The organism is Streptomyces sp. NPDC020489, assembly GCF_044386545.1.
Taxonomy (GTDB): domain Bacteria; phylum Actinomycetota; class Actinomycetes; order Streptomycetales; family Streptomycetaceae; genus Streptomyces.
Genome location: NZ_JBIRUZ010000009.1, coordinates 15062 through 37262 on the forward strand (window position 1 = coordinate 15062; position 22201 = coordinate 37262).

The following is a 22201-nucleotide window of genomic DNA, read 5'->3' on the forward strand; positions in this document are numbered from 1 at the left end:
CGCCAAGCCCCCCGAGTCAACGCCCGCGCCCCACTGCCAAGGCAGGTGCCCCCCCGGGGTCAACGCGCGCGATCCGTCGCTATGCCACGTGCCGCCGGGCCCTCAGCGCCAAGCCTCCCGGGCCAACTCCCGCGCCCCACTGCCAAGGCAGCTGCACCCCGCTGTCGATGCGCGCAACCCGTCGCTAAGCCACGTGTCGTCGGGCCCGCAAGGCCAGGCTCAGTGCCAGGACTGTCTGTGGGTCGTCGAGGTCAGTGCCCAGCAACTCGCCGATGCGGGCGAGGCGGTTGTAGAGCGTCTGGCGGTTGAGGTGGAGTTCGCGTGCGGTCTCCGCCTTGCGGCCGGCGTGTGCCAGGTAGGTCTCCAGGGTGGGCAGCAGCGGCGGCTTGGAGCGGGTGTCATGGTCGCGGACCGGGCCGATCGCGCGGTCCACGAACGCCGCCAGGTCCGGATGGTCGCGCAACCGCCACAGCAGCAGGTCGATGTCGAGGCGCCGGGCGTCGTACCAGGGCCGGTCCGACAGCCCCTGGGCCGCCGTCGCCGTCTCCGCCGCGTGCCGCAGCCCCGCCGAAGCCGCCGCCCAGCCGCCCGCCACGCCGACCACGACCACGGGCGCCTGGGCCCCCGGCCGTTGCATCCCGGCGCGCTCCACCCCGGCCCGCAGTGCCGCCGCGACCCGGTCCGCGACCGCCGCCCGCTCCGACTCCGAGCGCAGCCCCAGCAGCACCAGGACGCGGCCCTCGACCGGCCGTACGCCGAGGAGCACCGGCACCCCCACCGCGGCCAGCTCCTCCGACACCGCCCGGGCCAGCACCGCCCAGCCGCCGCCGGGGGACAGGGTGTCGCCGAGGCGCATGACCACCGGCAGCAGCGGGCTGCTGCCCGGCTTGAAGCCCAGCACGCGCGCCTGCGCGGGCGCGTCCTCCGCGGTGATCCGGCCCTCGGCGAGGTCGGTGAGGAAGTCGCCGCGGCCCCGCGCGGCCAGCTCCTCCTCCTGGCGTGCCTGCATCAGCACCACGGCGAGGATGCCCGCCGCCCGCTCGGCCGCCATGCGATGCACCGGGACCAGGGGAGCGCGCACCGGGAGCAGGACCAGGCGGGCCCGGACCGAGCCCGCGCCGGGGCCGCCGCCGGGCACGTCCACCAGGACCGAGCCGGCCGGCGGGGTGTCCTTGTGCTGGGCGCGCAGCCCCTCCCAGACCTGGAGCGGGTCGGCGCCCTCGGGGCCCGCGCCGGCGGCGTACAGCAGCTGGCCGTCGGTCGTCTCCAGGAAGAGCGGGTTGTCGCTGAAGTCGGCCAGGATGCCCAGTACCTGGGGCACCCCGCCGCCGCCCAACAGGGCCTCCGTACAGCGGCGATGCACCTCCTCGGCTCGCTGCACCAGGGCGTAGTGGCCGTTGACGATCTCGGTGTGGATCTCCTCCGTCACCGTCACGAACGGCACCTCGCGGTGCAGTTGGACCAGCGGCAGCCCGGCCGCGCGGGCCGTGTCGACCAGGGCCGCCGGGAGGCGGGTGAAGCGCGGGCCGAGTTCGACGACCAGGGCCGCGATGCCGCGCTCGGCGAGGGTACGGACGAACGCCCGCTGTTCGGCCGGACGGGTGCCGAGGCCGTAGCCGGTGGTCAGCAGCAGCTCGCCGCCCTTGAGTAGGGAGGCGATGTTGGGCACCTCGCCCGCGTGCACCCAGCGCACGGGCCGGTGCAGCCGGTCGGCGCCCGCGAGGATCTCGGGGAGGCCGCTGCGCAGGCCGGGCAGCTCCAGCGCCCGCTGAACGGTGATGCCGGCGCCCTGGCTGTCGAATGTGCTGTCCATGAGCCGGACGCTACCCGCGCGCATGCTTCCGGGACATCTCCGAGGGATTACGGGAACGATCACCCGAGCCGTGCACACGACAATGCGTCGCGCCTGCGGCCGGATTGCGCGACCGCGTGTCGCTTGTGGCGTGTGTCACCCCACCGCCACACTGACGCATCCGAAAGCGAAGCGCCGTGTGACCTTCGGATTCAGTTGTCGCACACGATGAATGGGGGCGGGAATGGCAGAGAAGCCCACACGCGAGGTACACCGGCTCAAGGCGAACTCCGTAGGCCTGGTCGGTGTGGTGTTCATGGCGGTCGCGACGGCCGCGCCGATCACCGCGATGACCGGCAACCTGCCGATCGCGGTCGGTTTCGGCAACGGCACGGGCGCGCCCGCCGGCTACCTGTTCGCGACACTGGTCCTGACGGTGTTCTCCGTCGGATACGTCGCCATGGCCCGGCGGATCACCGCCGCCGGCGCCTTCTACGGGTACATCTCGCACGGCCTGGGCCGGATCGCGGGCATGGCCTCGGGGATGCTCGCGGTGCTGGCGTACATCGTCTTCGAGGCGTCCATCGTCGGCGTCTTCTCCTACTTCGCGCAGACCACGGTCCATGACCAGTTGGGCGTCGACCTGCCCTGGATCGTCTACGCCGCCGGCATGCTGCTGGTCACCGCGGTGCTGGCGTTCTTCGACATCAACCTGACCGCGAAGGCCCTCGGCGTGATGCTGATCGCCGAGATCGCCGTCCTCTTCGCGGTCGCCACCGCCGTCCTCGTGCAGGGCGGCGGCCCCGACGGCATCCCGCTGGAGCCGGTCAACCCGAAGAACGCGTTCACCGGCACCTCCGCCGGCCTCGGCCTCTTCTTCGCCTTCTGGTCGTGGGTCGGCTTCGAGTCGACCGCGATGTACGGAGAGGAGTCCCGCGACCCCAAGCGGGTCATCCCGCGCGCCACCCTGATCTCGGTCGTCGGCGTCGGCGTCTTCTACATCTACGTCTCCTGGATGACCATCGCCGGCAACGGGCTCGCGGAATCGGTGAAGGTCTCCGCCTCGGCGAACCCCCTCGACCTGTTCTTCGACCCCGCGCACTCCTTCATCGGCGCCTGGGCCGTCGACACCTTCCAGTGGCTGCTCATCACCGGCTCGTTCGCCTGCGGTATGGCCTTCCACCAGTGCGCGGCCCGCTATCTGTACGCCATCGGCCGCGAGGGCTTCCTGCACCCGGCCCTCGGCCGTACGCACGCCCGGCACGGCTCCCCGCACATCGCGTCCTTCGTCCAGTCGGTCATCGCGGTCGCGCTCGTGGCGGCCTTCTGGCTGACCGGCCAGGACCCCTTCCTGCACCTGTACACGCTGCTCGCGATCCTCGGCACGATGGCGATCCTGATCGTGCAGACCCTGTGCTCCTTCGCCGTCATCGGCTACTTCCGCAAGAACCACCCCGAGGACCGCCACTGGTTCCGCACCTTCACCGCCCCGCTCCTCGGCGGCCTCGGCATGATCGCGGTGGTGGGCCTGCTGGTGACCAACCTGGACACCGCGGCCGGCACGGCGGCCGACTCGCTCTTCTTCCGGGCCATCCCGTGGATCGTCGGCCTGGTGTTCTTCGGCGGCCTCGGCCTCGGCTTCTACCTCAAGGCCAGGAAGCCGGAGCGGTACGCCATCATCGGCCGGATCGTCCTGGAGGACGCCGCCGAACGCCCCGAGGAAGCCCCCGTCCACGTCTGAGAAGCGCCGCGGGGAGGAAATGGTCGCCGGTGCGTGAGGGCCGGGAGCGCCCGCGCGCACCCGGCGTACCCACGTCACGCACCAGGCGTCGTAACCCGGATGCCGAGGGCCGCGCCCGCCCGGGCGGACGCGGCCCGTCCGGTGTGCTCAGCCGCCGTACGCCCCCGACGCCGTCAGTCGCAGGGCGGTGTCGATGAGCGGAACGTGGCTGAAGGCCTGCGGGAAGTTGCCGACCTGGCGCTTGAGGTGCGGGTCCCACTCCTCCGCGAGCAGTCCGAGGTCGTTGCGCAGGTCCAGCAGCTTTTCGAACAGCTTGCGGGCCTCGTCCACCCGGCCGATCATCGCCAGGTCGTCCGCCATCCAGAACGAGCAGGCCAGGAAGGCTCCCTCGTCACCGGGCAGCCCGTCGACGCCCTCGCTCTGGCCCTCGGTCGGGTAGCGCAGGATGAAGCCGTCCGGCGTGGACAGCTCGCGCTGGATCGCCTCGATGGTGCCGATGACGCGCTTGTCGTCCGGCGGCAGGAAGCCCATCTGCGGGATCAGCAGCAGCGAGGCGTCCAGCTCCCGCGAGCCGTACGACTGCGTGAAGGTGTTGCGCTCCTTGTCGTAACCCTTCTCACACACGTCCCGGTGGATGTCGTCGCGCAGCTCGCGCCAGCGCTCCAGCGGGCCGTCCGCGTCCCCGGACTCGATGAGCTTGATGGTGCGGTCGACCGCGACCCAGGCCATCACCTTGGAGTGCACGAAGTGGCGGCGCGGGCCGCGCACCTCCCAGATGCCCTCGTCCGGCTCGTCCCAGTGCTGCTCCAGGTAGCGGATGAGCTTCAGCTGGAGCAGGGAGGCGTAGTCGTTGCGGGCCAGACCCGTCATGTGCGCCAGGTGCAGGGCCTCGGTGACCTCGCCGTACACGTCCAGCTGGAGCTGGTGCGCGGCGCCGTTGCCGACCCGGACCGGGGCGGAGTTCTCGTAGCCGGGCAGCCAGTCCAGCTCGGCCTCGCCCAGCTCCCGCTCGCCCGCGATGCCGTACATGATCTGCAGGTTCTCGGGGTCGCCCGCCACCGCGCGCAGCAGCCACTCGCGCCAGGCGCGGGCCTCCTCGCGGTAGCCGGTGCGCAGCAGCGAGGACAGGGTGATCGCCGCGTCCCGCAGCCAGGTGTAGCGGTAGTCCCAGTTGCGGACGCCGCCGATGTCCTCGGGCAGCGAGGTGGTCGGCGCCGCGACGATGCCGCCGGTCGGGGCGTACGTCAGCGCCTTGAGCGTGATCAGGGAGCGGACGACGGCCTCGCGGTACGGGCCGTGGTACGTACAGTGCTCGACCCAGTCCCGCCAGAACTCCTCGGTCAGCTCCAGCGACTGCTCGGGCTCCGGCAGCGCCGGCGGCTCCTTGTGCGAGGGCTGCCACGAGATGGTGAAGGCGATCCGGTCACCGGGGGCGACGGTGAAGTCCGAGTACGTGGTCAGCGACTTGCCGTAGGTCTCGCACTCGGTGTCGTACCAGACCGAGTCGGGGCCCGCGACGGCGACCGTGCGGCCGTCGTGCTTGTGCACCCAGGGCACGACCCGGCCGTACGAGAAACGCATCCGCAGCGCGGAGCGCATCGGGACGCGGCCCGTGACGCCCTCGACGATCCGGATCAGCTGCGGGGCGCCGTCACGTGGGGGCATGAAGTCGATGACCCGGACCGTGCCGCGCGGGGTGTCCCACTCGGACTCCAGGATCAGCGAGTCGCCACGGTAGGTGCGCCGGGCCGCGGTGGGCGGCTGGGCGTCGGCCGCGTGCGCCGGGCCCAGTCTCCAGAAGCCGTGTTCCTCGGTGCCCAGCAGACCGGCGAAGATGGCGTGCGAGTCGAAGCGGGGCAGGCACAGCCAGTCCACCGTGCCGTCCCGGCAGACCAAGGCTGCGGTCTGCATGTCTCCGATGAGTGCGTAGTCTTCGATGCGCCCGGCCACGTGCAACTCCAGTCGAACGGCCACGTCACCCCCCGACGAGAGGGGGGCTGTCGCTCTTGCGGTCAAGGGGTCGTTGTAATGCGTCGTTGAGCGGTGAAGCAAAGCAGTCCATCGGCTGCGAGGCAAAACGACAATTGATGCTCAACGAACTGACGAGCTCTCGTTGTTCCGGTGCTTACGGGCGGGGGTGGTGCCGTGTCGCCGGTCGGGCTCGGCAGTGAATGTCCGAGCAGGATACGACGCACGTAGATGATCTGTGTGCCGCTCCGGGCAACGCGGGTGGGCCGATCGGGTGAGCGAGCGGTGAGAAACACAGGACGGCTGCGTGAGCGTGTCGAGGCGTGTGCGGAGCGTGCCCGGAAGCCATCCCGCCGAGGCGCTGATACCCTGGTAGCCCGTGGACCGGTGGTGGACAAAACCCCCGACCGCAGCGACGGCGACTCCGGAGATCTCCGGTCGTAGCGCCGCCCCGCACCCCAGATCGCGACCACGGGAGCCCCCTCTTGGCCATGCCGCCGAAATCTACGACGACCAAGCACATCTTCGTCACCGGGGGTGTCGCCTCCTCTCTCGGCAAGGGCCTGACGGCCTCCAGCCTCGGCATGCTGCTCAAGGCGCGCGGCCTGCGCGTCGTGATGCAGAAGCTCGACCCGTATCTGAACGTGGACCCGGGCACGATGAACCCCTTCCAGCACGGTGAGGTGTTCGTCACCAACGACGGAGCCGAGACCGACCTGGACATCGGACACTACGAGCGCTTCCTCGACCGTGACTTGGACGGCTCCGCCAATGTCACTACAGGCCAGGTCTACTCCACGGTCATCGCCAAGGAGCGGCGCGGCGAGTACCTCGGTGACACCGTGCAGGTCATCCCGCACATCACCAACGAGATCAAGCACCGCATCCGCCGTATGGCGACCGACGAGGTCGACGTGGTCATCACGGAGGTCGGCGGCACGGTCGGCGACATCGAGTCGCTGCCGTTCCTGGAGACCGTCCGTCAGGTCCGTCACGAGGTCGGCCGAGACAACGTCTTCGTCGTCCACATTTCCCTCCTGCCGTACATCGGCCCGTCGGGGGAGCTGAAGACGAAGCCGACCCAGCACTCGGTTGCGGCCCTGAGGAACATCGGTATCCAGCCGGACGCCATCGTGCTGCGCTGCGACCGCGAGGTCCCGACCGCGATCAAGCGCAAGATCTCCCTGATGTGCGACGTCGACGAGGACGCCGTGGTCGCGTGCCCCGACGCCCGCTCGATCTACGACATCCCCAAGACCGTGCACGGCGAGGGCCTGGACGCCTACGTCGTCCGCAAGCTGGACCTGCCGTTCCGCGACGTGGACTGGACGACCTGGGACGACCTGCTGGACCGTGTCCACAACCCCGACCACGAGATCACCCTCGCCCTGGTCGGCAAGTACATCGACCTGCCCGACGCCTACCTCTCGGTCACCGAGGCACTGCGCGCGGGCGGCTTCGCCAACAAGGCCCGCGTCAAGATCAAGTGGGTCACCTCCGACGACTGCAAGACCCCGGCCGGCGCCGCCGCACAGCTCGGTGACGTCGACGGCATCTGTATCCCGGGCGGCTTCGGCGACCGCGGCGTGCTCGGCAAGGTCGGCGCGATCAAGTACGCCCGCGAGAACAAGATCCCTCTGCTCGGCCTCTGCCTGGGCCTCCAGTGCATCGTGATCGAGGCCGCGCGCAACCTCGCCGACATCCCGGACGCCAACTCCACCGAGTTCGACGCCGCCACCTCGCACCCGGTGATCTCCACCATGGCCGAGCAGCTCGACATCGTCGCCGGTGAGGGCGACATGGGCGGCACCATGCGGCTCGGCATGTACCCGGCCAAGCTGGCCGAGGGCTCGATCGTGCGCGAGGTGTACGACGGCAAGGAGTACGTCGAGGAGCGGCACCGGCACCGCTACGAGGTGAACAACGCCTACCGCGCGGAGCTGGAGAAGAACGCGGGCATCGTCTTCTCCGGCACGTCGCCCGACGGCAAGCTCGTCGAGTACGTCGAGTACCCCAGGGACGTGCACCCCTACCTGGTGGCGACCCAGGCCCACCCCGAGCTGCGCTCGCGGCCGACCAGGCCGCACCCGCTGTTCGCCGGCCTGGTGAAGGCGGCGGTCGAGCGCAAGACGTCGAAGTAGCACAACAGTTGTACGGTGGCCGGGGCGCGCCCATTCAAAAGGTGAGCGCCCCGGCTTCTTTTTGCGCACGTCGGGAAGGACACCTGCATGACGATCAAGGACACCCCCGAGGAGTGGGAGATCCGGGCGACGGAGACCCCCTTCGTGGGCAACAAGACCTCCGTCCGCACCGACGACGTGGTCATGCCCGACGGCACGGTCGTCCGCCGCGACTACCAGGTCCACCCCGGCTCGGTCGGCGTCCTCGCCCTCGACGAGGAGGACCGGGTCCTGCTCATCAAGCAGTACCGCCACCCCGTGCGCCAGAAGCTGTGGGAGATCCCGGCCGGCCTGCTCGACGTGCCCGGCGAGAACCCCTTGCACGCGGCCCAGCGCGAGCTGTACGAGGAGGCGCACGTCAAGGCCGAGGACTGGCGGGTGCTGACCGACGTCTACACCACGGCCGGCGGCTGCGACGAGGCCGTACGGATCTTCCTCGCCCGCAATCTCTCGGAGGCCGAGGGCGAGCGCTTCGAGGTCGAGCACGAGGAGACCGACCTGGAGTACGCGCGCGTGCCCCTCGACGAGCTCGTGCGCGGTGTGCTCGCCGGTGAGCTGCACAACAACTGCCTGGTCGTGGGCGTGCTGTCGCTGGTCGCCGCGCAGGCCTCGGGCGGCCTGGACACGCTGCGCCCGGCGGACGCGCCCTGGCCGGCCCGCCCCTTCGAGGCGTGACGCCGCGCGCGGTGCGCTCCCGTAGCGCTTGGTGCGCTCCCGCGGCCCCTCGCAGGCGTGACGTGCCGCTCGGTGCGCGCTCGCGGCCTTTGGAGGCGTGACGTCCCGCGCGGCACCGCCGAGCCGTCGGTCCTATGATCCGTTGATCCGATCGAGGGAGTCTCGGGCCGTCCCCGCCGCGCTCCACCAAGAACGTTGCAGAGCGTGAACTAGGCTCTGAAACTGCCCGAACCGGAGTCCCGGCGGGCTTTGCGCGTGCGGTGGGACGGGAGTGTGGCCCGTGACGGACCAGGCGGTGGACGCAGACGGCCTCAAGCTGTCGGCCGAGGGTCATTTCCTGGGCCGGACACGGGAGTTGAAGGAGCTGCTCGCCGACATCGAGCGGGCGGGCCTGGACACCCTCGCCGGCAAGAAGGCCCCCCGCGCGCGGGTCCTGCTCATCGCCGGCCGCCCCGGTTCCGGCCGCACCGCGCTCGCCGAGGAACTCGTACGGCAGGTCGCGGAGCGTTACGACGGCGGCGTGCTGCGCGCCCGGCTCAGCGAGCCCGACGGCACCCCCGTCCCCGTCGAGCACACCGCCCGCGAACTCCTCGCCGCCCTGGACCGACCGACCCCAGCCGGCGCCTGCGAGGACGACCTCACGCAGGCGCTGCGCGACGCCCTCGCCGACCGCAGCGCCCTGCTGCTGCTCGACGACGCGGTGAGCGCCGAGCAGGTCGACGCCCTGCTCCCGGAGACCCCTGACTGCCTGGTCGTCGCCGTGTCCGGCGGCCCGCTCACCGGGATCTCCGACGTCCGCCCCTGCACCCTCGGCGGCCTCGACACCAAGTCCGCCCTGGAGCTGCTGACCCGCTACACCGGCTCGGTCCGCATCACCGTCGACCCGCGGGCCGCCGAGGGGCTCGTCGAGGAGTGCCAGGGTCACCCCACTGCCCTGAAGCTGGCGGGCGGGTGGCTCGCGGCCCGCCCCACGACCGCCGTGGCCGACCTGGCCAAGAACCTGCACACGGAGAGTGACGAGGGCACCCCGCTCAGCCGGGTCTTCCGCCTCGCCTACGCCGCCCTGCCGAGCCCCGCCGCCCGGATACTGCGACTGCTCTCCCTGGCCCCGGCCGGACTGGTCGACCCGCACATCGCCTCCGCCCTCGCCGGCTGCTCGGTGGGCGGCGCCCGCACCACCCTGGACGACTTCGTCGCCCTCGGTCTGCTGCACGCGGTCGACTCCCCGCTGCCGCAGTACGAGGTGCCGGGCTGTCTGCACCCGCTGCTCAAGGCCCTCGCCGAGACCCAGGACCGCCCCGGCGAGCTCCAGCTGGCCCGGGCCCGGATGCTGGAGCGGACGGTCCGGCTGCTGCAGTCCTGCCGCGCGATCACCGAGACGGACAACCCCGAGGCCCGCGAGAAGCTCCAGGACCTGCCCCGCTCCCTGCGCTTCCCCAGCCCTCGCGCCGCCGAGGAGTGGCTCCAGGCCCGCAGGCCCGCCCTGCTGGCCTCGGCCCGGCTCGCCGTCGCCGACGGGGAGCTGGACACCCTGGCCCGCCGACTGATGTCCCAGCTGGTCCGGGCGATGGTCGCGCACTTCGGCACCCAGGCCGCCGCACCCGACCTGTACGGCGTCCACCGGCTCGTGCTGGACGTGGCCGAGCGCCGGGAGCTGCCCCGCGAGCGGGCGGCGGCACTGCTGAACCTCGGCGACCTGGACGCGCAGACCGGTCGGACCCGGGACGCGCTGACCCGCTACCGGGCCGCGCTGGACGCCGGGCGCGAGGCGAGCGACCCGTATGCGACCGGACGCGCGATGGAATCCGTAGGCGGCGCGCATCTGGAACTCGGGGACTACGACCGGGCCGCCGACTGGTTCGGCCGCGCCCTCGCCCAGCGGCTGGCCCGGGACGAGCGCCCGGACGCCGCCCGGCTGTACGGCCGGATCGCCGCGGCGCACACCTACGCGGGCCGCTACGGGGAGGCGCAGCGCGGATGGCGGGCCGCGGTCGCCGGGCACCGCAAGAACGGTGATGTGGCCGCCCACGCACGGGCGTTGAGCGAGCTGGCCCGTGTCCAGGAGTACGCCGGGCGGCCCGAGGAGTCGCTGCGGACCTGCCAGGAGGCCGTCGAGTGGGCGCGGCGCGCGGAGGACGTACGGCTCCAGGCCGCGTTGCAGTTGCGGCTCGCCGACACCCTGGACCGCCTCGGCGATCCGGCCGCAGCGGGGCTGCACCGGGGGGCCGCCGAGCGGCTGCTGGCGGAGGGGGATTCGGGGGCGGAACCGGAACCGGAACAGCCCGATCCTTCGACACACGCCACTGATGCCTGCGAAATCCGTAGTACATCTGCTGAAGATTGATGCAATGAAAGGCTAGACACCGGGAACACCTTCATTAGACTGGCTCTGCCGCACCTTCTCCTGCGGTGTCTCCCGGTGTGCTCATGCATGCCTGGGTATGTGTTGTATTGCCCTACATCCACTGAGCCAAGGACCGTGATCGACGTGAAGGTCGGCATCCCCCGCGAGGTCAAGAACAACGAGTTCCGGGTGGCCATCACCCCCGCCGGCGTGCACGAGCTGGTGCGCCACGGCCACCAGGTCGTCATCGAGCACAATGCCGGTGTCGGCTCGTCGATCCCGGACGCGGAGTACGTCGCCGCCGGGGCCCAGATCCTGGACACGGCCGACGAGGTGTGGGCCTCCGCCGACCTGCTGCTCAAGGTCAAGGAGCCCATCGCCGAGGAGTACCACCGCCTCCGCAAGGACCAGACGCTCTTCACCTACCTGCACCTGGCCGCCTCCAAGGAGTGCACCGACGCGCTCATCGAGTCCGGCACCACCGCGATCGCCTACGAGACGGTCGAGCTGCCCTCCCGCGCACTGCCGCTGCTCGCCCCGATGTCCGAGGTCGCGGGCCGGCTCGCCCCGCAGGTCGGCGCCTACCACCTGATGCGCTCGGTCGGCGGCCGCGGCGTCCTGCCCGGCGGCGTCCCCGGCACCCAGCCCGCGCGGGCCGTCGTGATCGGCGGCGGTGTCTCCGGCTGGAACGCGACCCAGATCGCCGTGGGCATGGGCTTCCACGTCACGCTGCTCGACCGCGACATCAACAAGCTCCGCGAGGCCGACAAGGTCTTCGGCACCCAGGTGCGGGCGATCATGTCCAACTCCTTCGAGCTGGAGAAGGCCGTCCTGGACGCCGACCTCGTCATCGGCGCGGTCCTCATCCCGGGCGCCAAGGCGCCGAAGCTGGTCACCAACGAACTCGTGGCCCGGATGAAGCCCGGAAGTGTCCTTGTCGACATCGCGATCGACCAGGGCGGCTGCTTCGAGGACTCCCACCCGACAACGCACGCCGAGCCGACCTTCCAGGTCCACGACTCGGTCTTCTACTGCGTCGCCAACATGCCCGGCGCGGTGCCCAACACCTCCACCTACGCGCTCACCAACGCGACGCTGCCCTACATCGTCGAACTCGCCGACCGGGGCTGGGTGGAGGCGCTGCGCCGCGACCCCGCGCTCGCCAAGGGCCTCAACACGCATGACGGCAAGGTCGTTTACCGGGAGGTCGCGGAGGCGCACGGCCTGGAGCACGTCGAGCTGGAGACCCTGCTCGGCTGACCGACGTCCGACGTCAGGCGGCTAAGTCACCTTTTCGTAAAGGCGATACGTCAACAAGGCGCGTCAACCACTCACCTGCGGCCGGACCTTGCCCGACAAGGTCCGGCCGGATGTGTGTATGGTCACTTTGCGGCTCTCGGTCAACTCGCCTCGAACGTAACCCTTTGGTCGATTCGTACACCGGTGAAACCTGCTGTGCGACGGCCGTACGCCCTTGACAGCGCGATGTTTGATTGCCGACACATCCTGCCGGGTCCGGCGGATTGTGTTGCTGTGGACACCCGACACGCCATAGAGTCGCCAACCGTCGGCATGGTGCCACGCTGACCTTGTCTAGAAGTTTCCTGGTCACCAAGGAGGTAAGACGACTTGTGAATGAGTCGACATTTACTCCCGGAGGTGGTCAACCAGGAACGCCTGCACGGGCCGAGGGCCCCGCGGGGTTCGAGGCTGTCGGCTCCGTCGCGGTGCGCACCTTCGCAGCCCACCAGAGCCACCCGAATCCAGGAGTGACTCTGTCAGCACACCAGAGCATGGATGGCCATCACGTGAACGCCATGGCCGGCGACGGAAGTGGCGCGCCCCACAACCACTTCGCCGACTACGACGAACTGCCCGAGGGGCACTTCTACGACCCCGACGCCGAGTACGAGCCCGACCCCGAGTACGCGGCCACGCTCGCTCCCGACGCTGCCCGCCAGCGCCGTGAGCGCATCGGCCCGACCGGTCGCCCGCTGCCGTACTTCCCGATCCCGGGTCCGCTGACCGATCACGGACCCGCGAAGATCATCGCGATGTGCAACCAGAAGGGCGGCGTCGGCAAGACCACGTCGACCATCAACCTGGGTGCCGCGCTCGCGGAGTACGGCCGCCGGGTGCTGCTCGTGGACTTCGACCCGCAGGGCGCGCTGTCGGTGGGTCTCGGTGTCAACCCGATGGAGCTCGACCTCACCGTCTACAACCTGCTCATGGAGCGGGGCATGGCGGCCGACGAGGTCCTGCTGAAGACCGCGGTCCCCAACATGGACCTGCTGCCCAGCAATATCGACTTGTCGGCGGCGGAGGTCCAGCTGGTCTCCGAGGTCGCGCGCGAGTCGACATTGCAGCGTGCCCTGAAGCCGCTCATGGCCGACTACGACTACATCGTGATCGACTGCCAGCCCTCGCTCGGCCTCCTCACGGTCAACGCCCTGACGGCCGCGCACAAGGTGATAGTGCCTCTGGAGTGCGAGTTCTTCGCGCTGCGTGGTGTCGCCCTGCTGACGGAGACCATCGAGAAGGTCCAGGAGCGGCTCAACCCGGAGCTGGAGCTCGACGGGATCCTCGCCACGATGTACGACTCGCGCACCGTGCACAGCCGTGAGGTGCTCGCGCGTGTCGTCGAGGCGTTCGACGACCACGTCTACCACACGGTCATCGGGCGCACGGTCCGCTTCCCGGAGACCACGGTCGCCGGCGAGCCGATCACCACGTACGCCTCCAACTCCGTCGGCGCCGCCGCCTACCGCCAGCTCGCCAGGGAGGTGCTCGCCCGGTGTCACGCCGAGTGAGTCTGCCAGGGGCCGACGAACTCTTCCGTACGACAGGGGGAATGGCGCTCCAGCCGTCCACGCCGCGACGGGGGGCCAACGGCGACGCCCGGGTGCCCGCCCCCGCGGGGGAGAGCGACGGGGCCGCGGCCGCGTCGCCCGAGGACGCGCCGCAGTCGGTACCCGCCCAGGGCGGCGACGGCGACGGGGCGGAGCACGTGGCTACGGAACCGGCCGAGGCCGGTGAGTCCCGCAGCCGGGGCGCCGGGGGCGAGAACTCCGGACGGCGTCAGGACGCGCAGGAAGGTTCTGCCGCGGCGGCCCCGCGCAAGCAGCGCGGGGGCGGTCGGGCGGCCTCCCGGCGGCCCAGCGGACGTGAGCGGCACGACGAGAAGATCACCGTGTACGTCTCCGCCGAGGAACTCATGGACCTGGAGCACGCGCGTCTGGTGCTCCGTGGCGAGCACGGGCTGGCCGTCGACCGCGGGCGGATCGTCCGCGAGGCGGTGGCCGTGGTGCTGGCCGATCTGGAGTCCCGGGGAGACGCGAGCATCCTCGTACGACGGCTGCGCGGGCGGTAGCGGTAGCCTGCGGGGGCCATGACCTCGAACGACGATCCCGCCCTCGCCTCCGGCCCGGCCGCCGGTCGCCGTCGTGCGCTGGGGCGGGGGCCGGGTCTCGGGGCTCCGGAGCCGGAGACGTCGCTCGCGCTGGAGACGTCGCTCGCGCCGGAGCCGGAGCAGGTTTCTGACGAAGCTCTTCCTGAAGAACCGGTTCCCGAGGAATCCGACGACGGTGTCTTCACGGTGCGGCTGGCCAACTTCGAGGGCCCCTTCGACCTGCTCCTCCAGCTGATCTCCAAGCACAAGCTGGACGTCACCGAGGTCGCCCTGTCGAAGGTGACCGACGAGTTCATGGCGCACATCCGGGCCATGGGGCCGGACTGGGACCTCGACCAGACCACCGAGTTCCTGGTCGTCGCAGCCACCCTGCTCGACCTGAAGGCCGCCCGGCTGCTGCCCGCCGCCGAGGTCGAGGACGAGGCCGACCTCGCCCTCCTGGAAGCCCGGGACCTGCTCTTCGCGCGGTTGCTGCAGTACCGCGCGTACAAGCAGATCGCCGACATCCTCGACCGACGGCTCGACGAGGAGGCCCGGCGCTACCCCCGTACCGTCGGCCTCGAACCGCACCACGCCGAGCTGCTGCCCGAGGTCGTCATCAGCATCGGCCCGGAAGGGTTCGCCAAGCTCGCCGTGAAGGCGATGCAGCCCAGGCCCAAGCCGCAGGTGTACGTCGACCACATCCACGCGCCGCTGGTCAGCGTGCAGGAACAGGCCGGGATCGTGGTCGCCCGGCTCAAGGAGCTCGGCCAGGCCAGCTTCCGGACGCTGGTGGCGGACACCGACGACACCCTCACCGTCGTGGCCCGCTTCCTGGCGCTGCTGGAGCTGTACCGGGAGAAGGCCGTCGCCCTGGACCAGGAGACCGCCCTCGGCGACCTCCTCGTGCGGTGGACCGGCGGGGAGGGTGACGCCGAGCCGATGGTGACCGACGAGTTCGACCGGCCGCCCGAGCCGCCCGAGCCACCGAAGGAGGACAAGGCGTGAGCGAGCAGACCGGCGACGTCCCGGCCGGACCGCGTACCGTCGCCGACCTCGATCTCAAGCCCGCCCTGGAGGCGGTCCTCATGGTCGTGGACGAGCCCGTGACCGAGGAGCACCTGGCCAGGATTCTCCAGCGCCCGGGCCGGCAGATCGCGGACGCGCTGCGGGAGCTGGCCGACGAGTACACGGTCCAGGGGCGCGGTTTCGAGCTGCGGCTGATCGCCGGCGGCTGGCGCTTCTACAGCCGCCCGGAGTTCGCGGCGGCCGTCGAGGGCTTCGTGCTGGACGGCCAGCAGGCCCGGCTCACCCAGGCGGCCCTGGAGACGCTCGCGGTCGTCGCCTACCGCCAGCCGGTGAGCCGCAGCCGGGTCTCGGCCGTACGAGGAGTCAACTGCGACGGGGTCATGCGGACCCTCCTCCAGCGCGGTCTGGTCCAGGAGACGGGCACGGAACCCGAAACAGGTGCGATCCTGTACACGACGACGAACTACTTTCTGGAGCGGATGGGCCTGCGCGGTCTGGACGAGCTCCCGGAGCTCGCGCCCTTCCTCCCGGAGGCGGAGGCGATCGAGGCCGAGACGCTGGAAGGGGTTCCGTCGTTCGATCCGGACGCTCCTGAGGCGCCGGACGCACAGGACGCAGACGACCAGACGGACATTTGATGCGAAGCAGCAGCGGCAGGAACAGCAGCGGAAACAACGGCGGGAGCCGTGGTGGCAACAGCGGCGGCCGCGGCGGGAACAGCGGCGGCCGCGGTAATCACCGCGGTGCCGGCAACGCCCGTGACGACAAGCAGGGCGGTCGGCCGAAGAACCCCCGCCCGGAGGAGCGGCGCTACGACGTAGGGCCGGGCAGCACCCATGAGGGCCCGAAGTCCGGGCGCGGTGCTTCCGCGCGCGGCGGTGCCAAGGGCGGCCCCAAGCAGGGCCAGGGCACCGGGCGCGGCCGTTGGGTGCCGGCGACCTCCCGTGAGTACGAGGCGCGGGCCGAGGAGCGCAACCGGGAGCGGTACGCCGGGAAGAAGGACGTGAAGCTTCCCAAGACCTTCCCGGGCGCCGAGCAGGAGGGCGAGCGGCTCCAGAAGATCCTCGCGCGCGCGGGCTACGGCTCCCGCCGGGCCTGCGAGGAGCTGATCGAGCAGGCGCGGGTCGAGGTCAACGGCGAGATCGTGCTGGAGCAGGGCAAGCGCGTCGACCCGGAGAAGGACGAGGTCAGGGTCGACGGCCTGACCGTGGCGACGCAGTCGTACCAGTTCTTCGCGCTGAACAAGCCCGCCGGTGTGGTCTCGACGATGGAGGACAACGAGGGCCGGCAGTGCCTCGGCGACTACGTCACCAACCGGGAGACCCGCCTGTTCCACGTGGGCCGTCTCGACACCGAGACCGAGGGTGTCATCCTGCTCACCAACCACGGTGAGCTGGCGCACCGGCTGACCCACCCCAAGTACGGCGTGAAGAAGGTCTACCTCGCGCACATCGTGGGCCCGATCCCGCGCGACCTGGGCAAGCGGCTCAAGGACGGCATCCAGCTGGAGGACGGGTACGCGAAGGCGGACCACTTCCGGGTGGTCGAGCAGACCGGCAAGAACTACCTGGTCGAGGTCACCCTGCACGAGGGCCGCAAGCACATCGTGCGCCGGATGCTGGCGGAGGCCGGCTTCCCGGTCGACAAGCTGGTGCGGGTCGCCTTCGGCCCGATCACCCTGGGCGACCAGAAGTCGGGTTGGCTGCGGCGGCTGTCGAACACCGAGGTCGGGATGCTGATGAAGGAGGTCGACCTGTAGGTCGGCCCCCAAGGCGACGGCCGGTCCCGGGCATCCTGCCGGGGCCGGCCGATTCGTTTTCGGGCCTCCCGGGGTCTCTGTTCCTGACGGAAGGAGCGGGGATGATCACTTCGAGCACGAACCGTGAGGAGTCGGAACGGCACCGGACGGCCGTGGGGGAGCGTCTGACGGCTCTGGAGGGCCGTGAGGGCTGTCGGCCGCCCTTGGGGCCGTGCGAGCCACCAGAGGCGCTTGAGGGGCCGCTGAGGGCCTCTGAGGTCGCCGAGGTGTTGTCGTGAATCCCGGGGAGCTGCTGGAGCGGTCGCTCGCCTACGCGCTGGGCAGCGTCGCCGCGCTGGGACACGCGGGTCCGGGCCGGGCCACGCCCTGCGCCGCGTGGGACCTGAGGGAGCTGCTCGAGCACCTCGACGACTCTCTGGACGCGTTGCACGAAGGGCTGACCGGCGGGCGGATCGGGCTGCTCCCGCGGACTGACCGGGTCCGCGGCTTCCGTACGCGCGCGTGCGCCGTGCTCGGTGCCTGGGCGGCCGGACCGGACGGGCGGGTCCTGGTCGGGGAACGGTCGCTGGACGTGCGGGTGATGGGCGCGGTCGGCGCGGTCGAGATCGCCGTGCACGGCTGGGACGTGGCCCAGGCCTGCGGAGGGCCACGGCCCCTTCCGGCCGCCCTCGCGGCCGAGTTGCTGCCCGTCGCGCGGTGCGTGGTGGCGGGGGAGGACCGGGGGGTGCGGTTCGGGGAACCGGTCGCGGTGGCGTCAGACGCGTCGCCCGAGGTCCGGTTGCCGGCCTGGCTCGGCCGGCGCGACGTCTTCGTCGAATGACAGCGCGGTCTGCTGCGCCGACGCGGTCTTCGACCCTTCCCGGAGCTGACCGGTGCGCGCCAGCAGACCCCGCATCGTCTGCGCGGCACGGACCGCCGCCGTGCCGCAGCAGTTGTTGAACAGCACGTGCAGCTGCTCGACCCGCCCGGCGAGGGAGCTCAACCGGGGCAGCCACTCGGCGAGTTCGTCCTCGCCGTACTCGTAGCGGAACCGGTCCTCCTTGCTTCCCGACCCCCAGGCGGTGCTGCGGCCGTGGAAGCGGACGACGGCCAGCCGCGACGAGGTGACGGGAGCGACGGGCGGGATGGAGGAGGGGAGCGTCTGGGTCATGTCGACGGCGACCGCGGTCATGCCGTACCGGGTCAGCAGCGCGCAGGTCACGTCCGCCCATTCCCTGCGCCACCAGCCCGGATGCCGGAACTCCACGGCGATCGGCCAGCCGGCGGTCCGCTCGGCGCACTCCCGCAGGAACGCCCCGGCCCGCTGTCCGGGCCGGAACCAGGGCGGGAACTGGAAGAGCACGCTGCCGAGCCGCCCGGCCGCCCGGAGCGGTTCGACGCCCTCGGTGAACCGCGCCCACACCTCGTCCAGCACCCGCGGGTCACCGGGCTCGGGGGGCAGCCCGCCCGGCATCACGGCGGGGCGCGTGGGGTGCCCGGTGAGCAGTGAGAACGCCTTGACGTCGAAGACGAAACCGGGGGGTGTGCGCTCGGCCCACAGGCGGGAGTTGCGGGCGTCGGGCAGGGCGTAGTACGCCGAGTCGACCTCGACGACGGGGAACTGCTCGGCGTAGTGCCGTAGTCGTCCCTCGGCGTCCCGTCGCCCCGGCGGGTACCAGCCGCTGCCGGTCAACGCGCGGTCGGTCCATGAACACGTGCCCACCAGGATCTCGCCCATTGGGTCCGGTTACCCGGGTTGTGCGATCCCATCCGGCGACTTTATAGTCTCAGTGACTATTAATGACGGTGGCGGTGACGGAAGGGGTGGGTGCCTGTGGACGCCTACGACAAGTACGCCCACGAACCCTTCGCCGTCACGGTCGACCTCGCCGTGCTCACCGTCTCCGAGGGCGCCCTGTGCGCCCTGCTCGTGGAGCGCGGGCAGGAGCCGTACGCCGGACGCTGGGCGCTGCCCGGTGGGTTCGTGCGGCCGGACGAGTCCGCCGAACGGGCCGCCCGGCGTGAACTCGCCGAGGAGACCGGGCTGTCGGACGTCTCCGGGCTGCATCTGGAGCAGCTGCGCACCTACAGCGAGCCGGACCGCGACCCCCGGATGCGGGTGGTGTCCGTCGCCTTCGCCGCGCTGCTGCCCGACCCGCCCGAGCCGCACGGCGGCAGCGACGCGGCGGACGCCCGCTGGATGCCCTGCGACCGGGCGCGGCCCCTCGCCTTCGACCACGACCGGATCCTGGCCGACGCCCGCGAACGCGTCGGCGCCAAGCTGGAGTACACCTGCCTCGCCACCGCCTTCTGCCCCGCCGAGTTCACCCTCGGCGAGCTCCAGCAGGTCTACGAGACGGTCTGGGGCACCGCCCTCGACCGGCCCAACTTCCGCCGCAAGGTGCTCGCCACGCCGGGTTTCGTCGAACCGGTCCCGGGCGCCGCGCGGTTGACCGGCGGCCGCGGCAAACCGGCGGCGCTGTACCGCGCGGGCACCGCCACCACGCTCCATCCGCCTCTGCTCCGAACGCCTCGGGAAGGACGTCCCGCATGACCGCCACGACCGTCAGGAAGCGCGCCGCGACAGGGGCCCTGGTCGGGCTCGCCCTCGGGGACGCGCTCGGCTTCCCGACCGAGTTCAACGACGTGCCGTCGATCCTCGCGAAGTGCGGGCCGTGGCGGGAGATGGAGCTGCCGAGGCCGGCGATCGTCACGGACGACACGCAGATGACGCTGGCGCTGGGGCGAGGGCTGCGCACGGCCATGGACCGTGGGCTGCTCGCGCCCAAGCGGATGGAGCGTCCGGTGCGCGAGGAGTTCGTGGACTGGTACCAGTCGCCGGAGAACAACCGCGCGCCGGGCCGGACCTGTCTCGTCGCGTGCAATCTGCTGAAGACCGAAGGGCGGCTGTGGCAGGACGCCAGCCAGATCCACTCCAAGGGCTGCGGCGCCAACATGCGTGTCGCCCCCGTCGGCCTGGTCCCCGGTCTGAGCGACGAACAGCGCTCCGGAGCCGCCCAGTTGCAGTCCGCGCTCACCCACGGCCACCCCACCGCGCTCGCCGCCTCCGACCTCACCGCGCACGCCGTACGGCTGCTCGCCCAGGGGGCCGAGCCGACCGGACTGGTGGGGCAACTGCGGTCGTACGCCGTGGAGAACCGCACCCGGTACCACGAGCGCTGGCTCGGTGACCTGTGGACGCGCGGCCAGGACTCGACCGCCGAGCACTTCATCGCCCGCGGCTGGGACGAGTGCCTGGAGATCCTCGGCCGCCTTCAGGAGGCGGTCCGTACGGTCTCGCCGGAGACCGACCCGTGCCTGGCCACCGGCCAGGGCTGGATCGCCGAGGAGGCCCTGGCGACGGGGCTGTTGTGCTTCCTGCTCTTCGTCGACGAGCCGGTGACCGCCCTGCGGCGGGCCGCCTGCACCGCCGGGGACTCCGACTCGATCGCCTGCCTGGCGGGGGCCTTCGCGGGGGCGTACCACGGGGCCGACGTGTGGCCCACCGAGTGGGCGGACCGGATCGAGTACCAGAGCGAGCTGGCGACGCTCGGTGCCCTGTGGGACTAGGACCTGTTGCGAACAGGCCCTAGGCCAGCCGGATCGAGTCGCCCTTCACCGTGATCTTCTTCTCGGCCAGCGGCTGGGTCGCCGGCGGGTTCGTCACCGAGCCGTCCGTGATGCTGAACCTGCTGCCGTGGCAGGTGCAGTTGATGGTGCCGCCGTCGACGTTGGCGACCGGGCACTGCTGGTGGGTGCAGATGTTGGTGAAGGCCTTGAACTCGCCTTCCTTCGGCTGGGTGACGACGACCTTCTCGTCCTTGAAGATCTTGCCGCCGCCGACCGGGATCTCGCCGGTCCTCGCCAGTTCCGTGCCGGCGGAGGCCTCGACCGTGTCGGAGCCGGTGTCGCCGTCGCCCTCGCCGCCGTACTCGGCACAGCCGACGGCGAACGCGGCGGCGCCGCTCGCGAGGAGGACCGAGCGTCGCGTCGGGCCTTGAGTCGTCATGCAGTCACTCCGAAGGTGCGGAAGAACCAGAGGGCGGAGGTCAGCCAGATGATCGTCAGCGCGGTGAAGACGAGCCCGCCGACGATCGGCAGCAGCCAGGTGGGAAGTCGCTCCGAGCGGAGCAGCAGCATCTTGGCACTGAACACCCCGAAGAAGAAGCAACCCAGGAGAGAGTGCCAGAAAACACGCGTTTCGTATGTTTGATAGCCGAGCGCGTACAGACAGTGCACCGCGACCGGCACCGACACCAGGAACGCGGCCCGGCCGGACCAGCGGTGCAGCGCCCCTGACCAGCTCGGACCCGGCAGCCTGCCGTACAGCATCAGTGCCGAGAGGAACTGGACGACCGCGAAGAGGATCGCGACCGTGGCCAGCCAGGACTTCACCGCGCCCGTGCTGCTGAAGCCGGCCAGGTTGAAAGCGGTCCCCGCCGGGTCGTGCACCGTGCCGTACGCGCCGAGGGCGACCGCCACCGCGGCGGCGACCAGCGCGGGCACCAGATAGCGGGCCGCGCTCGACGGCCGTTCGGCGGGCCGGGGGGACGGGAATCCCTGGGTGGCGGCGTTCGGGTCGACGCTCATGTCGGCTCCCTCGTACGGACTGGGGTTCAGGGGGTGACGGGGCGGGCCGTGAGCTGCTGTCCGTCGACCGTCACGACGCCGGTCTCCGGGTCGATCCCGGGTGCGGGGGAGGGCTTGCCGTCCCTGGTGAGGATGCCGACCTGGCTGCCGTCCTTCAGCACGATCCAGCCGCCGTCGACCTTGGCGTCCCGCACGGTGGCCGTCGCCCGGTACAGCCCGGACGGCTTGATCGCCTTGTCGGCGGTGAAGGTGAAGTGCCCGCCGCCGATGTCGACCGTGCCGCTGATCCGCCTGCTCTCCTCGACGGTGCCGTTCAGCACGGACCCGCCCTTGCCGGTGAGCTTCATGGTGCCGTCGTCCTCGACGTCGCCCTTGAGCCACGACTCCTTGTCCCGGCCGTCGCAGAAGTACGCGATGGCCCGGCCGTCGCGCAGCGAGACGGCGATCGCGGAGGAGTCGTCGTCGGTGCGGCCCGCGTAGTCGGCGTTCGGGACCGGGGACGTCGTCGGGGACGGTGAAGGCGACGGGGTCGCCCGGGTGGGTGCCGGTGTCGGGCTCGCCCTGGTGCCGGGCGACTCCCGGGCGTACGACGTGGTCCTCTCGCCGGTCGTCGCGTTCAGCGACAGCATGAACAGGCCCAGCAGCAGGCCGGCGAGAAGGGTGAACAGCGGTCCGGGACGCTTCATCAAGGGCCTCCCCCGAGGCGGGTTTCCTGCCCATGAGAGCGGACCGGGGGGCCCGAGTCCAGGGGCGCAT

19 protein-coding genes are annotated in these 22201 nt (G+C 71.2%); 13 read left to right on the plus strand and 6 right to left on the minus strand.

Annotation, left to right across the window (positions count from 1 at the left end; genetic code table 11):
* Nucleotides 1-184: 184 nt before the first annotated feature.
* Nucleotides 185-1813: a PucR family transcriptional regulator ligand-binding domain-containing protein gene (locus ACH41F_RS24090; protein ID WP_391240653.1), complete on the minus strand. Its 1629-nt coding sequence runs from the start codon at nucleotides 1811-1813 to the stop codon at nucleotides 185-187.
* Between the two features lie 223 nt (nucleotides 1814-2036).
* Between ACH41F_RS24090 and ACH41F_RS24095 the strand changes: the two genes are divergently transcribed.
* On the plus strand, nucleotides 2037-3533 hold the full coding sequence (locus ACH41F_RS24095) for an APC family permease (protein ID WP_398837465.1): 1497 nt from the start codon (nucleotides 2037-2039) through the stop codon (nucleotides 3531-3533).
* Nucleotides 3534-3680: 147 nt separating this feature from the next.
* Here ACH41F_RS24095 and ACH41F_RS24100 read toward each other — a convergent pair whose 3' ends face one another.
* Nucleotides 3681-5483 carry a glycoside hydrolase family 15 protein gene (locus ACH41F_RS24100; RefSeq protein WP_391240709.1) on the minus strand — a complete coding sequence of 601 codons (1803 nt, stop codon included), beginning with the start codon at nucleotides 5481-5483 and terminating at the stop codon, nucleotides 3681-3683.
* Nucleotides 5484-5992: 509 nt separating this feature from the next.
* On the opposite strand from ACH41F_RS24100, the gene ACH41F_RS24105 reads away from it, so the two are divergent.
* From ACH41F_RS24105 to ACH41F_RS24150, 10 genes are all read left to right on the plus strand, one after another.
* The gene (locus ACH41F_RS24105; RefSeq protein ID WP_391240707.1) at nucleotides 5993-7642 is read left to right on the plus strand and encodes a CTP synthase; all 1650 of its coding nucleotides are present in this window, start codon (nucleotides 5993-5995) and stop codon (nucleotides 7640-7642) included.
* A gap of 87 nt (nucleotides 7643-7729) precedes the next feature.
* Nucleotides 7730-8356, plus strand: a complete 627-nt coding sequence (locus ACH41F_RS24110; RefSeq protein WP_398837467.1) for an NUDIX domain-containing protein — start codon at nucleotides 7730-7732, stop codon at nucleotides 8354-8356.
* Nucleotides 8357-8636: 280 nt separating this feature from the next.
* The gene (locus ACH41F_RS24115) at nucleotides 8637-10700 is read left to right on the plus strand and encodes a tetratricopeptide repeat protein (RefSeq protein WP_398837468.1); all 2064 of its coding nucleotides are present in this window, start codon (nucleotides 8637-8639) and stop codon (nucleotides 10698-10700) included.
* 144 nt (nucleotides 10701-10844) lie between these two features.
* Nucleotides 10845-11960 carry an alanine dehydrogenase gene (ald, locus tag ACH41F_RS24120; protein WP_391240706.1) on the plus strand — a complete coding sequence of 372 codons (1116 nt, stop codon included), beginning with the start codon at nucleotides 10845-10847 and terminating at the stop codon, nucleotides 11958-11960.
* A gap of 371 nt (nucleotides 11961-12331) precedes the next feature.
* Nucleotides 12332-13510 (plus strand): AAA family ATPase, encoded by a 1179-nt coding sequence (locus ACH41F_RS24125; RefSeq protein ID WP_391240642.1) that lies wholly within the window; start codon nucleotides 12332-12334, stop codon nucleotides 13508-13510.
* Complete coding sequence (locus ACH41F_RS24130; protein WP_398837469.1) at nucleotides 13507-14070, plus strand: hypothetical protein; 564 nt, start codon at nucleotides 13507-13509, stop codon at nucleotides 14068-14070. Before ACH41F_RS24125 ends, ACH41F_RS24130 begins: the two co-directional genes overlap by 4 nt.
* Before the next feature lie 18 nt (nucleotides 14071-14088).
* Nucleotides 14089-15096 carry a segregation and condensation protein A gene (locus ACH41F_RS24135; protein ID WP_398837470.1) on the plus strand — a complete coding sequence of 336 codons (1008 nt, stop codon included), beginning with the start codon at nucleotides 14089-14091 and terminating at the stop codon, nucleotides 15094-15096.
* Complete coding sequence (scpB, locus tag ACH41F_RS24140) at nucleotides 15093-15755, plus strand: SMC-Scp complex subunit ScpB (RefSeq protein ID WP_391240633.1); 663 nt, start codon at nucleotides 15093-15095, stop codon at nucleotides 15753-15755. The genes ACH41F_RS24135 and scpB overlap by 4 nt, the downstream gene beginning before the upstream one ends.
* The gene (locus tag ACH41F_RS24145) at nucleotides 15755-16876 is read left to right on the plus strand and encodes a pseudouridine synthase (protein WP_391240631.1); all 1122 of its coding nucleotides are present in this window, start codon (nucleotides 15755-15757) and stop codon (nucleotides 16874-16876) included. Before scpB ends, ACH41F_RS24145 begins: the two co-directional genes overlap by 1 nt.
* A gap of 274 nt (nucleotides 16877-17150) precedes the next feature.
* A complete protein-coding gene (locus tag ACH41F_RS24150) occupies nucleotides 17151-17696 on the plus strand; it encodes a TIGR03086 family metal-binding protein (RefSeq protein ID WP_398837472.1) in 546 nt (181 codons plus the stop codon).
* Here ACH41F_RS24150 and ACH41F_RS24155 read toward each other — a convergent pair.
* Nucleotides 17631-18593: a DUF72 domain-containing protein gene (locus tag ACH41F_RS24155; protein WP_398837474.1), complete on the minus strand. Its 963-nt coding sequence runs from the start codon at nucleotides 18591-18593 to the stop codon at nucleotides 17631-17633. The genes ACH41F_RS24150 and ACH41F_RS24155 overlap by 66 nt on opposite strands.
* A 96-nt stretch (nucleotides 18594-18689) precedes the next feature.
* Here ACH41F_RS24155 and ACH41F_RS24160 point away from each other — a divergent pair, with 96 nt between their 5' ends.
* Nucleotides 18690-19409 (plus strand): NUDIX domain-containing protein, encoded by a 720-nt coding sequence (locus ACH41F_RS24160; RefSeq protein WP_391240704.1) that lies wholly within the window; start codon nucleotides 18690-18692, stop codon nucleotides 19407-19409.
* Nucleotides 19406-20425, plus strand: a complete 1020-nt coding sequence (locus ACH41F_RS24165; protein WP_398837475.1) for an ADP-ribosylglycohydrolase family protein — start codon at nucleotides 19406-19408, stop codon at nucleotides 20423-20425. Before ACH41F_RS24160 ends, ACH41F_RS24165 begins: the two co-directional genes overlap by 4 nt.
* A 19-nt stretch (nucleotides 20426-20444) precedes the next feature.
* On the opposite strand, the gene ACH41F_RS24170 is transcribed toward ACH41F_RS24165, so the two are convergent.
* Genes ACH41F_RS24170 through ACH41F_RS24180 form a run of 3 tightly spaced genes read right to left on the minus strand, consistent with a single transcriptional unit; the run spans nucleotide 20445 to nucleotide 22131 of the window.
* The gene (locus tag ACH41F_RS24170) at nucleotides 20445-20864 is read right to left on the minus strand and encodes a Rieske (2Fe-2S) protein (RefSeq protein WP_398837477.1); all 420 of its coding nucleotides are present in this window, start codon (nucleotides 20862-20864) and stop codon (nucleotides 20445-20447) included.
* Nucleotides 20861-21445: a DUF6529 family protein gene (locus ACH41F_RS24175; RefSeq protein WP_398837479.1), complete on the minus strand. Its 585-nt coding sequence runs from the start codon at nucleotides 21443-21445 to the stop codon at nucleotides 20861-20863. Before ACH41F_RS24175 ends, ACH41F_RS24170 begins: the two co-directional genes overlap by 4 nt.
* Before the next feature lie 26 nt (nucleotides 21446-21471).
* Nucleotides 21472-22131, minus strand: a complete 660-nt coding sequence (locus ACH41F_RS24180) for a hypothetical protein (RefSeq protein ID WP_398837480.1) — start codon at nucleotides 22129-22131, stop codon at nucleotides 21472-21474.
* Between the last annotated feature and the right edge of the window lie 70 nt (nucleotides 22132-22201).